Genomic DNA, 13,482 nt, shown 5'->3' on the forward strand with positions numbered 1-13,482 from the left:
AGAGAGCCGGTGCTAGTGCCCGTGCTCTCTTGAAATTTAACCACTTTAAAAGGAATATAACGGGATTACTTTTTTGCCTTTTCTGTAGAGGTTGCCGGAATCGTAACACTTCCTGTCAGTCTTGTATCCTGAGAGGAGCTGCCTACATAAATCGGAACTTCACCAGATGGCATAACCCATGCTTTGGATTTTTCATCCCAATAAGAGAGGGCTTTCGGGTCGAGCTCAATGCGAACCTTCTTCTCTTGGCCCGGCTTTAACTCTACCTTGGCCCAACCTGCCAATTGACGTGATAGGGTCTCTACATTGGTCGGAAGCTTACCGCTGTATACCTGCACAACCTCAGCTCCGGCTGTTTTGCCAGTGTTTTTTAATTTAAGGGAAATCTCGACAGAACTTGTACGATCGGATTTCTTTCCACTCGCATGCTGTTTTACCTTCAAATCACTGTACCCGAAAGTTGTATAGGATAAACCGTGTCCAAAGGAAAATGCAGGTTGAATACCCGATTTCTCATATCCACGGTAGCCTACAAAAATACCGTCTGAATAGTCACCGACTCCATTGACACCCGGAAATTTCTCCGGTGAGGATACAGGTGTAGACTGCTCGTTAACCGGGAAGGTTACTGGCAGCTTGCCAGAAGGATTCACATCCCCAAACAAGACGCGCGCAATGGCATTCCCTTGCTCTTGACCAGCAAACCATGCCTGTACGATCGCTGGAACTTTGTCCTGCCAGGTGTCCATTTGCACAGCTCTGCCGCTCATTTGTACCACAATGGTTTTCGGGTTGGCAGCGGCAACCGCACGGATCAGCCGATCCTGATTATTCGGCAGCTCCATATCGGAACGCTCCACATAGCCTTCACTCTCATACGTACGTGTGACCACAATCGCAACATCCGATTTTTTAGCCAGCTTTACAGCATTGTCAATCAACTTGTCTGTCATATCTGCCGGAGGCTCCCAGCCCAGACGAACCATACCACCAGAATCGCGACCATTCGTTGGATAATCGGCACGATATTCAATTCGTATCTTATGCTTTTCCCCCGCTTTGAGCGAGATGTTTTTCTTCGTTGTTCCCAGCTTCGTACCTTGATTATCTACAAATAGCTTGTCATCAAGATACAGCTTGCTTGACCCCAAACTGGTTAATGACAATGCATAGTCACCATCCTTGGGAGCTGCAATGGCCCCTGTCCAGCGTGCAGATATCAAACCATTTAGTGTTGTTGGGGTATTAGGAACTTTAGGGGACTTCGCATTGAAGCCCTGATAATTATAAAAGCCAAGATTCATATTGACTTGATCATCATTGCGCACAAGAATCGGATTGCCTTCCATCTTGTTATTCGTCCAGTATTCGCCTCGCAGTCCCTGCTCAGCATCGCCATAAGTCGCATATCCAACACTGACATTCTCTTTCTGATCGGATGTGGTCAGCAACGAAGACGGAACAGCTGATGGACCTGGCATAATGTCTCCCGCAGAAATAGGGTCCGTGCCCGGTGCATACTTGACGGTAACTCCTTTTCCTACACGATTACGGATGCCTTCCAGCGGACTCACCGTGTATGTCGGGTTTACCAACGAACTGCCTCCGCCTGCCACTGTGCCGCTATCTGCATCTGGACCAATCACAGCAATGGATTTGAGTTTATCTTGAGATAACGGTAATACGTTGTTTTTATTCTGAAGCAGTACCATACTTTCCTCAGCCAATTGACGGGCTGTTTTACCATGGTCACGGGCATCAATTTGATTATTTTGAGCCGGGTGATCAAACAAACCTTTACTGAACATTTGCACCAGAATGCGCTTAGCCTTATCATCAATCGTTTGTTCACTTACCTTGCCATTCTTGACAGCATCCAGCAGCTGATCTCCCCATTTACCATAAGGTGTTCCAGGTGTTTCCAGGTCCAAGCCGCTATTTGCCGATTCGACTGTACTCAGATTTGCGCCATAATCACTCATCACGAAACCTTTGAATTGCATTTCCTTTTTCAAAAGGTCTGTCAGGATGGTCTTGTTCTCACATGCCGATTCGCCGTTGACCTTGTTAAAGGAGCACATAGCTCCGCCCAAGTCTGCCTTGGCAATAGCCTCCTGAAACGGGCGTATGTAAATTTCATGTAGCGCACGGTCACTGACTTTGACATTTGTCGTGAAACGCTCCGTCTCCTGATTATTCATAAGGTAATGTTTCGCAGTCGCCAAGACAGGGTGGCTTTGCACACCTTTGACATAAGCGGTCGCCATTTGCGATTGCAGTAGCGGGTCCTCGCCCATAGATTCAAAGTTCCTCGATCCCCATGGAATACGGGCAATATCCATCCCCGGTCCAAGCACCACATTATGAGTCGTATTAAAAGCCTCGTCTCCAATCAAATCTCCATACTGTTTGGCAGCCTGGGTATCCCACGTTGCAGCCAATGCAATAGGGGCCGGCAACGCAGTTGATTGCTTGTCCTGCACATCCGGATTGGCGATCCGAACACCCGCAGGTCCATCTGCCATCTTTAACGCCGGAATACCCAACCGTTCCATCGAATTATTATAAAATCCATAATAATTGTTGACCTTACCAGTCACCAGATCTATTTTTTCTTCCAGCGTCATTTCTTGTAACAGCAATGCTGCCCGTTTCTCAGCCGACAGGGATGTGTTCATCCAAGGCCGATCTGTCCGGCTTCCTGCCGCTCCTGCAATATGCATAGGTCCGATCACAACAGCCGCAATGACTGTCATCATCACCATACGGAACAACCATGTTGATTTTACTTTCACGTTTGTAATTCCTCCTTGATGTTTGGTCATGAGGTGAATGCCTATTCAACGCTCACAGGCTTGCAAAGGCTCTCGACCCTGCGAGCTCCAACAAGAATCCAGAGCCACGGGGTAAGCAAGCAAGTCAGCAAAAGCCGCAATGGCTCAAGTGACACGTTTACCACCCTACCGCACATTTTCGGAAATTTCATTGAAAGTTTTTGGAAGAAGAATACTAGGACCTTCATTCTTTCTCATATAAAGAGAGCGCTAACAATTCAGTTAACTGATTATAAGATTACACTTTTGTAACTTTTTAATGACTGTTTTTTAACTATTTATAATCCTAAAAAATGATTCATATGTCCCACGCTTTGACATGCATCTATGATCTTTTTTAGCGTGCGACCAAAGCCTCTATTTTAGGAAATTGGAAATACTTATGTATAAAAAAGAAAGGATAATAAAAAAACAGAGACCTGAAAGGTCCCTGGAGGCAATGTGGATTCAATGTGATTATTCAAATGGATAACGGAGCCCCCACTGTGAACGAATCTGATCCATCAATTTCATAATTCCTAATGATTCATCCAAAGAAATAGTAGAACTTTCGAGCAAACCTTCGTTCAAGCAGCGCCCGACTTCTTCTGCTTCAAAGGCATAGCCTGTAGAGGAGCGATCATCCTGAAAGTTTTGCACCTCTTTACCATCCACAACTAAAGTAGCCGATGTACTATTCAGGAATGACGGAATGTGGATATAGCCCTTGGTTCCATGGATATAAGCCTCATTCGTCAGCCCGAGACGAACCGCCCCGTTAAGCATAGCCGTGCGTCCTTTTCCATAATCCAGCATGATCGAAAATGTCTCATCAACGCCCGTTTCCCCGATATGGGCGGTACTCCATACATGCTCTGGCTCGGGGCCAAAGATCATCGAAGCAAAAGAAACGGGGTAAATTCCTGCATCTAATAATGCCCCTCCGCCCAGCTCGGGATTCAATAATCTTCCCTCTGGGTTCCAATCTACGCGAAAACCGAATTCCGCCTTCAGCAACTTTACTTCACCAATACGTCCCTCATGTATCCACTCCCGCACTTGGCGAATCGGTGGCAAAAAACGTGTCCACATTGCTTCCATCAGGAATAGCTTATGGTCACGCGCATAGCTGATTAGTTCCTCCAGCTCTTTGCTATTAACTGTAAAGGGTTTCTCACACAAGACGGCTTTGCCCGCTCGAAGAGCCGCTAGAACATTCTCTTTATGAAAAGGATGAGGGGTTCCAATGTAAATCGCATCGACTTCGGAATCTTGCACTAATTCCTCATAGCTACCGTATGCCTGTGCTATGTGATGCTTGGCTGCAAATTCGGTAGCGCTTTCAATATTGCGTGATCCAACGGCGTATCCTTCTCCATTCGTAACATGCTGCAAATCAGCAACAAACTGATCTGAGATCCATCCCGTACCGACAATTCCCCATTTTATCTTTTTGCTCATACTTGTATCCCTCCCAGTTGTATAGTTAACGTAGACTTACACGATCTTCTTCATTCTAGCAAACCCCTGCCCTAAACAAAAGAAATTCCTGTTCGGCAACAGTTTGTGTTGCGGCTTCGCAGAAAGGCGGCGAGGCGAACACGAAGTCAAGTTTGAGCAGGAATTTCTTCAGGATCGTCTTGGTTCAGGCCATTTATTGAATGGTGTATTTGTAAAACTTTTTATCCACTTTCATAACTGGAAAGCCCATTGGCAATTCGTCCAGAGCTATACTAACAAATCCATTCTTCTCATAAAATCGATGAGCTGCTACGAATTGCGGTGTTGTTCCAAGATAGATTCCTTCGACTGACCGGTCCTTGGCCCATTCTATGGCATGCTGAAGTAATTGATTCGAAACATTAAAGGCTTTGCCTCTATAGTTTTGTTTTACAAACATCTTTCTGAGTGCCGTCTTATGGTTTCCGATATCTAGCAAGGCGACCGTTCCTACTACGCTTCCTCCGCGAAGAGCCACCCAGAAGTTACCGTTGCCATGCTGATAGAAGTTTTCAATGTCAAGCAGATCAGGCTGATCTTCTTTAGTGATGGCGATATTATATTCGTTTTGTTGAATATGTAAAATTAAATCGACAACTTGCGATTGATACTCAGTTGCGTACTCTTTTAAAAGGATGCTATTTACCATCGCTGTATTCTCCTATTATCGTCAATTGTGATGTCGTAAGCTTCCCGTCAAAACACAGAGACAACCTTTTATGTATATCTCCTTATTCGTGCTTGATTCGTACCTTGTATTAAATAACTCAACCTCCGCAACTAAACTGAGCTTCCACCTGTATAGTCGATTGAAACCTTGTCTAGGTGCGAACGTTGAGTTAATTATGATTTTCTCTATATTACAATTTCTATCCTACGCTTGAAGCTGTGCAAGAATTTGCGGATCCTTGATCTTCTGATCCTCAGCCAGCAACGCTATTTTGGATATAATCTCGGCTGTTCTTGGATCCTCATCCAGAAATGGTAAGAAGATGCGCCCACGATGCTGCGAATGCACCGGAATAATGTGCAGTGCTCCCTTCGCTTGCTTGTAGACCCCACCGCTTCCGAGGTGGACCGCATACTCGCCAAGATTCCCATCTATACGCGCATAATTCCCATCTAAGCGTACATTGCTAATTTTCAGCAGACGAAGAGATTCCTGTACAATGACCTTACGCATTTCAACGGTCGTCAGACTAGCCTCTGGATCAACGCCGCCTACATGAGCAACACTGACAACCAGATCCACGTCCCGCATAACTTCAGAGAAAAGAACAGGTGGAACCTCCTCCAAAGGCACGCTCTTATATGTTGTCCGATCAAAGAACTGCACGGTCTCCAGTGTAGGAGCTTCAGTGTCCGCTGGTGAGAACCAATCGGCCATGGCATACAGGTTCGCAATCAGATTCTCGGCATAGAACACCTTTTGGAGTCCGTCCTCATAGCTGACCGTCCAGTGGCGACCTTTTAGTAGAGATACCGTTTTATTCGGCTGTACCTGATGTCCCGCATACCGACGGGAAACTGTCGCGTTAGCACGTTCATCAGCATTTAGCAGATACAACTCACGGAACACCTGTTTAAATGGCTGGCGTATCTGACGGTCGAATAGGTCCTTCTGGAATTCACTCCAACGATCACTTTCGTACAAATGAAGTGGATGTGCAATAATCAGCTTATCTTCTTCTCCAATAGTATGCTGTTCAGCAGAAGGAGCAGTCAACGCTAACGTATCCCCGTTAAAATATCCAAGGTGATCGCCAGCCTTGAAAACCAGTGTCCGCACCAGCGGAGCAAGTACAGGATTGCCTAGCAGTCCTCTCAATTCCTTTACCATAAAGGTCGTACCCGACTCCATAGAGCGCTCCAATTCTTTGCGAGCTCTGCGATATTGGTCTACCAGATCTCCTTTAAGCTCTTTCAACGACGTAACATACTCATCCTTCTTGAAACGAGCCGGAATGGATTTCAGCGTCTTCCCTTTGCTGACAATTTCAATATCTGCTGCTCCTTCATCATCAATGACGAGTTGTATCGTTGTAGCTTCATCCAAGGCATGGGGCTCAAAATAAGAGCGGAGATCATCCAGCTTGCGAGCTTCCATGTCCCAGACGAGACGGGTTAGGTCATCATAACCTGCGTTACGTGCCAAATTCCCGAGCGCAATCCGTGAAACCAGTGCCTCACTAGCCTTACGCTGTGCCCCGAATTTTTTGCTTTGTTCCAGAAACTTCTGGATAAAATCATAACGTTCGCGGACATCTGATTCAGGCGGCTCTGCAAGTGGAATCAGACTGTAGGTCAACAAATGGTCTTTATTTCGCTTGTCTTCCACTGATTTTTCCATTTCACTCCGTTTCAGCTTACCCAGCGTTGCATCCGCAAACAACTGGGAGCGACGATGATTGGCTCCAGCCGAAATATACTTGGCACAATCGTACAGCAGATCAAATCGTTCCTCGCCCAGCGTCTCATAGGCCTCATGAAACCAGTGAATATCGAAGGCACCGTCATTAAAATCCTGCGGAGCTATCGGTGAGTAATGAGCTACAATCGTTTCTTTCTCAGCCGAAAAGCCTTCATTGATATGCGCATGGAAGTACCATGCCGCACTGCGAAGTCCTTCCCATCCGAGATAACCTGCTACAATCTCAATCCACTGCGGGGCATACATTGCCGCCTCCAGCAGGCGTTTATCTGTAATTTTAGTGTGTTTCAGCTTTTCCTTGAGCAATGCAGCATCCTCGCCATCACTTGGATAACACGCCTTGAGTAAGTGGCTGAACGATTCCTTTTTGGTAATACGATCACCGTAGCCGTACACATAACCACGCACGAACGTTTCCTTGTCGAGACCCTCCAGAATACGGATAAAATAATCCATGCCTTCAATCCGGCTCAGACCCATCACCTTTGGTGTGGCCTCGGTAGGCAAGTCGCCTCGAACCAATTCAACCTCCAGCAGTCGATCAATAACCGTACGACGTATCTCCAAAAATTCTGGTTTGCTGGAAATCCATGTATTACGGGCATTGGTTAAGGTGCTCATATGGCTTCTGCTATCACTACTGGCCAACAGCTCCCGATACACTTCACCTACACCAATCAGCCTTTTTTCATAGGCTTTGAAGTAATCCTCCAGATCCAGCGGAGAATAAAAACGATTTTCCATTCCTGGCCATTCTGCGTAGTTCACAAAGGTATGGAAAAAGCGCTTAAAGGACTCACTATCATGAATTCGTCCCTTCTCCAATGCCACCCACGGACTGGACAATAGATGAAACATTCCCATATCCTCTGCAGGTCTATCCTTAGGCATACTCTGCATCAGTGAATTTAAGGCAAGGTCGATTACGTCAAATGTCTCGGCTCCGGCTGTGTCCATAAAATAGGCATTAATTAATGTGCTTACCTGATCGGTATAGGTCAGCTCTGCCATCCACTTTTGAACCTCGTTAATCCGCTCTAAAGGATACATTTGCTCGGCGAAGTCTTTACGCCATCCTTCCAACAGCTTGTGCTTGCTTTGTTCTGAATAGCCAAAGTTAAATGAGAAATATCGATAGTAACGATCCAACGTTCGGTCCATAGGCTCCAATCGATCATAAAAAACAAGCTCCAGCAGATCACGCGCTTCTATGCCGCTTTCCTGCAAATAACGGTCCCATTCCTCGTAAAGAGGATATAAAGACAGCCTAGAATCTACTTCTTCATCGACCTGAATCATCCGTAGAGGGCGAAGGTTCGTCCCAATAAGCAATGTATCTTTGTAGCCTGAATAATACTCCGCAGTATATTCCACATCACGATGATGATGAACCAGTTCATCCAGTCCATTCAAGAACTGCTTGAGCTTCTCCAATGGGCTAACAAAAACATCGGCCATTCGGAAATCACCCAGATCAACTTTCTCTTCCAACCAAGCTTCCTTGACATTCGGATCGTACAGGCCAAACCCGTTTGTCCCTGTATAAGCATCCTCCTGTCCCAACTTGGACAGCAGTTGCTCCTCTTTGGCGGTGGGTTGCTGAATGATATCCGCCAAAGACCGCAGGCTTTCATACTGCTCGGCACGATCAGGATCTGCATATATCTTCGTCAAAATTTCCAGGCCACCCAATCGTTGCAGTTCCGCCTTAGCACGAAGCAAGCGTTCCAAAGAGCCAGCTAGCGGCTCTTCCGATTGTGAAAGCAACACACCGATGACACTTTGTCGCAACGAGCCTGTCTTGAGCTTTAATAAGGCTTCCATTTGCTGCATTTCTGGTTCCGACAGCGTCAGCTTACGCGCCTTAGCCACAGCGAACTCACGGATACTCATACTTTTGTCAGACAAGCTGGAAAAAATAAAGTCACGCTGTACCGCATCCTCAGGATTCTGCACAAAATGATTCAATATCTCGCCGCGCAGATTAGGGCTAATCTGATCCTTTAAGGCTATAATTTCCCCAATCCAGGAAGCGTCCATATCATAACCAGCGAGATACAGCATTTTTTGAATAGCTGCATCCGAGCGGTGATACAGATTTACATAATCCAGTACCTTGGAGGGCTCGGTAGACTCTCCCTTTTTCATATGTACAAACAGGTTATGAAGTCGTTCAAAATCCTTACGACGCTCCTCTTTGCTCTCCAACAAAGGAGTGCGCGCCACTTTAACGATTCGATCCGCGACCGTCCCGCCTTCTACCCATTCATAAAAATAATCAGTTGTATAGTTCGTGAGTATCCAATAGCGAAGCTCCGGATCCGTCTCATCCAGATATTCTCTAGCAATTCCGAGGCGCAGATCCTTGTTTTTAGTATTAGACAGTACATATTGTGCTACGATCTTCTGGTAAGCTGCTCCCTGCTCCATAAGTTGGCGAACCTGTCCATACAAGTCACGTTCCTCATGTACTGCTGTAGCCCACAAACTCATATACAGTTCGTTAGCATTTGAGCTGGTCAGCCATTCCTGGCGCAATTCACTGCGAGTCAATGCTTCATATGCCTGCTCGATCAATTGGCGAACGACCCGCTGATTCGCGGATTCCAAGCCCATGCCCGTCCAGACTGCAAGCGCCCGCACCACCGAACTGTAACGAATGAAGCCTTGGTCGATGATCACCTTTAACAGATAAATGAGAGCCTCTGGAGTTCCTTCATCCATTTGCTCCACAATGCTTTGGCGCAATCCCTCCTGAAGCTTGGCCGCTGCCAGCAGCTCGCCAATCATGTGATAATTCTCTTCTTGATGGCTCAGCAGCATGCCTTTAATCATATTGCGAGTAAGTAGCGCCGCCTGATTATCCCCATAAATAATAGCTTTTAGCGCCTCAAGCACCTGTGAATTGCCATTGTCTAGCTCGTAAGCAATCCAATCACCAATCGTCTCCTGAATTCGGTAATCCCTGCCTGGTTCATAGTCTTTTTTCGTTAAATAATCCACTATAGAGAATCCGATACAGTCCATTCGGATCAACTGCACCATTTTTTTATAAATTCGGGAAGTATGAGCGGTAATATCCGAAGTGCGAAACGGTCTGCGCTCATATCCGGTGCTGTATGGATATTCAGTCACATGTTCTGTTAGATGTGCGAACACATTGCCAGCTGTTTGTCCAATTAGAGCACGCAGTACCTCTGCCAGTGGCTTGAACAGCCGTTCTCCGCTTTCTGCCGCCCGTTCTTTCAATATTCGCTGACATTCGATAAATGACTCCTCGACCTCTTGTATGTAATGAAGCTTACCCAGTTCCACAACATACTGAGCCAACTCCTGTTGTTGTTCACCCAGTTGCGCTGCGCGCTCTTTCAGTGTGGCGAAATATTCTTGCTCATTGTTCTCCTGATGCATATTTCGTCTCCTCCTCTACCATAGGCCTCCAGCCAACATTGTGAAGCGTATAAATACAATCTCATCCCCTGCATGAAGTGACAAAGGAGCATCCAGTTCAATCGCTTCCTCATCACATACAAAAACTCTGTATAATCCATCTTCAAAGGCCTGCATCGCCGTGTTCACGGCATCCTCAATATCAGGAACACCGTCATTATATATGGAACCAAATCCTACTTTGCCTATCTCGCCTTGTGCCTGAATTTCCTCTCCCGTGAGGAACGGAATCAGCGCGACACTCTCCTGCTTTTCCCGTAGTTTCTGAACATTCAGGGCAACGGTTGCAGTAATCAAATCTCGCAATGTTTCTGGAGTAGGGTTCAGCTCTATTTCGTGTCGTGCGAGTGCGGGCTTGCGCTTTCCCAAACTTTTTACAGTTACAAACAGCTTCATATCGTTTCCCTTCCTTGTTTATTCACACTTTTGACCCGTTGTCAGCTGAATTTCTCGACCCTCATACAAACATCATTAATAAAATGAAAGACGAATGTTTGTTCGTATAATTATTTTAATATGTTCCTTATCATTACTCTATCGCCCTTAATGACCAAAATTCACAACGTTGCAACACCCCAAATCTAAAAAAACAAGACTTTGTACCCTGTTTTCGATGAAATTTATCCATATTAAGGATGAAAAAGAAAAAGACCTGCACAAGGGAGACCATCTGCTCTTTACAGACTTCACTCCATTATACAGGTCAAATATCATCAAAAATAATGTTTCAATACTTATTTATTTAAAATGCTGGAACAACGCTATCCTTGTAATTGTCCTCAAAAAATTTACGTACTTCCGGTCCGGTCATTCGTTTTGCCAGCTTTTGAATGGCATCAGTATCTGCATTATCCTTACGCGCTACCAAATTAATGGCAAAGTGCGTATCATCTTTTTCGGTAATCAGTGCGTCCTTCTTCGGTGTCAGACCGAGCGGCTTGGCATATGCGGGATACATGGCAGCCATGTCCACATCATCCAGCGACCGCGCCAGCATCAACAAATCCACTTCTCTAAACACAAACTTTTTCTTATTCTCAATAATATCAGCCTGTGTAGCATTATAGCCTACGCCTTCTTTAAGCTTGATCAAACCGTTTTGCTCCATCATTACCAAAGAACGTCCCGTATTGGCCGGATCATTGGCAATGGCGATCGTCGCACCTTCGGGCAGGTCTTTAACGTTCTTGTATTTTTTGGAGTACGCGCCATAAATGGCGTTATAAATTGGTTTTACTGCTACCAAATCAGACTTGTTGCTTTCATTATATTGTTGCATAAACGGTGCATGCTGAAAGAAGTTAGCATCCACTTCGTGGCTTGCCAATGCGTTGTTCGGTTGGATATTGTCTGACAGCACGACGATTTCCAGATTGACTCCGTCCTGTTTAAGCAGTGGCTTCACGATATCCAGCACATCTGTCATCGGTGGGATTAGCGTGGCTACTTTCAAAGTTACTTCTTTTTGGGAAGCTGCTTCTTTAGTTGTTGTTTCTTGTGTAGCCTGCTTTTGACCACCGCATCCGGCAACCAGCAGCATAACGACTGCAAATAGTGTAAGTAATTTCAAGTTCGTTTTCATGTTGTTTTTCCGACTCATTCGATGATGAACCTCCAAATTAGTTGTGATTGGGAAGATGTCAATGAGTTACAGTATAGCCGCTTCGCGTGCAGATTGCTCTTCCGATCGCTGTTGAAATGGGATTCTCTCATTTAAAAGTGATGATAGGTTAGAATCCCATTTCAAAGGCGAACGCTGACGCTTCTCCAGAGCAATTCTGCCCGCTCCGCTTTTGAGGCACTGTAAAGTCATTTCTCTTTCCCATAGTGAGTGGTGCAAGTGTAGCGAAAAGTTACAATTCTGCCCTATCGCTTGTCGATCCGGCGGGATATGGTGCTTCCGGTGAACTGGATCGTTTGTACGAAAATAATCATAACGACGATGGTGAACGCCATCAAGCCTGTTTCAAACCGCTGGTAACCGTAGCGAATGGCAAAATCGCCTACCCCGCCACCGCCCACAATGCCCATCACCGTGGAGTAGGAGATGAAGCTAATGGTGGACGTGGTCAAACCCAGTACAAGCCCGGAACGGGCTTCCACGTATAGAAATTTAAAAATAAGCTGGAGGGTGGATGCTCCCATAGACGTAGCAGTTTCAATCACACCCTTGGGCACCTCAAGCAATGACTGCTCCACCAGCCTCGAATAATAGGCGATGGCCACCACTGACAAAGGCACTGTAGCAGCCATCGTGCCCAGCGCCGTGCCCACCACCAGACGTGTAAATGGGATCATAAACACGACGAGCAGCAAGAACGGGAACGAGCGGATGACATTGACCACACTGTTCAGAATGGTGAAGAGCAGTCGGTTTTCATATTTTTGCCCTTTGCCGCACAAATATAAAATCGTTCCTGCCGGAAGCCCTAACAGTACAGCTGCTGCGATGGAAATCCCCACCATGATAAACGTCTCTCCGATGGCTTTCCATATCTCAGACTGATATTGCGCAATGATGCTTAGCATTTCATTCATCAGCTTCACCTGCTTTCGCTGTTGAACCTACCGCAGCGTCAGCTACACGTTGCGTTGAAAGCAGCTGTCCATCCCGCATTTCTGATACATGGGTACAAATGTTGCGTACCACGTCCATATCATGCGTGACGATTACAATGGTAACTCCCAGTTCACGGTTGATCTCCCGTAACACGCCTAGAATATCCGCAGTCGTCTGCGGATCAAGGGCTGAGGTCGGCTCATCACAAAGCAGCACCGCAGGTCGATTCGCCAGTGCTCTGGCAATCGCCACACGTTGCTTTTGGCCTCCGCTCAGTTGTGCCGGATACTGTTCTGCCTTATCCGCTAAACCGACGAATTGCAGGCATTCGCGCACGCGTTCTGCTCTCTCTTTTTTCGCGACACCTGCCAGTTCCAACGGCATTGCTACATTTCCACTTACCGTCCGATTGTGAACAAGATGATAATGCTGAAAAATCATCCCTATGGATCGCCGAGCTTCACGGAGACGTTTTTCCGGCATGCGAGTCAGATCTTCCCCGTTCACAACCACGTTTCCCTCATCCGGTCTTTCCAATACATTCATCAACCGTAGCAACGTAGATTTGCCGGCACCGCTGGCACCTATGATACCGTGAATTTCCCCCTCCTCCACTTGAAGGGACACGGATTGAACCGCATGAAATGGGCCGCTTGAGGTGGTATAATGCTTGTTTACCTGATGCAGCGTAATCATGTAACTTGGCCTCCTGATGATCCATTACTGCG

At 46.3% G+C, this 13,482-nt stretch carries 8 protein-coding genes; all 8 read right to left on the reverse strand.

Annotated elements, in window-relative coordinates; genetic code table 11:
- Positions 1-65: 65 nt before the first annotated feature.
- Entirely contained in the window at positions 66-2,795 is a 2,730-nt protein-coding gene (locus BN1546_RS06595) for a beta-glucosidase (protein WP_090736647.1), read from the reverse strand.
- A 495-nt stretch (positions 2,796-3,290) separates the two neighbouring features.
- Positions 3,291-4,274: a Gfo/Idh/MocA family protein gene (locus BN1546_RS06600; RefSeq protein ID WP_090736651.1), complete on the reverse strand. Its 984-nt coding sequence runs from the start codon at positions 4,272-4,274 to the stop codon at positions 3,291-3,293.
- Positions 4,275-4,467: 193 nt separating this feature from the next.
- Positions 4,468-4,962 (reverse strand): GNAT family N-acetyltransferase, encoded by a 495-nt coding sequence (locus BN1546_RS06605; RefSeq protein ID WP_090736653.1) that lies wholly within the window; start codon positions 4,960-4,962, stop codon positions 4,468-4,470.
- A gap of 225 nt (positions 4,963-5,187) precedes the next feature.
- Positions 5,188-10,155, reverse strand: a complete 4,968-nt coding sequence (locus BN1546_RS06610; protein WP_090736656.1) for a DUF4132 domain-containing protein — start codon at positions 10,153-10,155, stop codon at positions 5,188-5,190.
- A 15-nt stretch (positions 10,156-10,170) separates the two neighbouring features.
- Positions 10,171-10,590 (reverse strand): hypothetical protein, encoded by a 420-nt coding sequence (locus BN1546_RS06615; RefSeq protein ID WP_025677418.1) that lies wholly within the window; start codon positions 10,588-10,590, stop codon positions 10,171-10,173.
- Between the two features lie 346 nt (positions 10,591-10,936).
- Entirely contained in the window at positions 10,937-11,794 is an 858-nt protein-coding gene (locus tag BN1546_RS06620) for a MetQ/NlpA family ABC transporter substrate-binding protein (RefSeq protein WP_090736659.1), read from the reverse strand.
- Positions 11,795-12,060: 266 nt separating this feature from the next.
- Positions 12,061-12,732 carry a methionine ABC transporter permease gene (locus tag BN1546_RS06625; RefSeq protein ID WP_090736662.1) on the reverse strand — a complete coding sequence of 224 codons (672 nt, stop codon included), beginning with the start codon at positions 12,730-12,732 and terminating at the stop codon, positions 12,061-12,063.
- Entirely contained in the window at positions 12,725-13,450 is a 726-nt protein-coding gene (locus BN1546_RS06630) for a methionine ABC transporter ATP-binding protein (RefSeq protein WP_058828989.1), read from the reverse strand. The genes BN1546_RS06625 and BN1546_RS06630 overlap by 8 nt, the downstream gene beginning before the upstream one ends.
- Between the last annotated feature and the right edge of the window lie 32 nt (positions 13,451-13,482).

The organism is Paenibacillus sp. Mc5Re-14, from assembly GCF_001049835.1.
GTDB lineage: Bacteria > Bacillota > Bacilli > Paenibacillales > Paenibacillaceae > Paenibacillus > Paenibacillus polymyxa_C.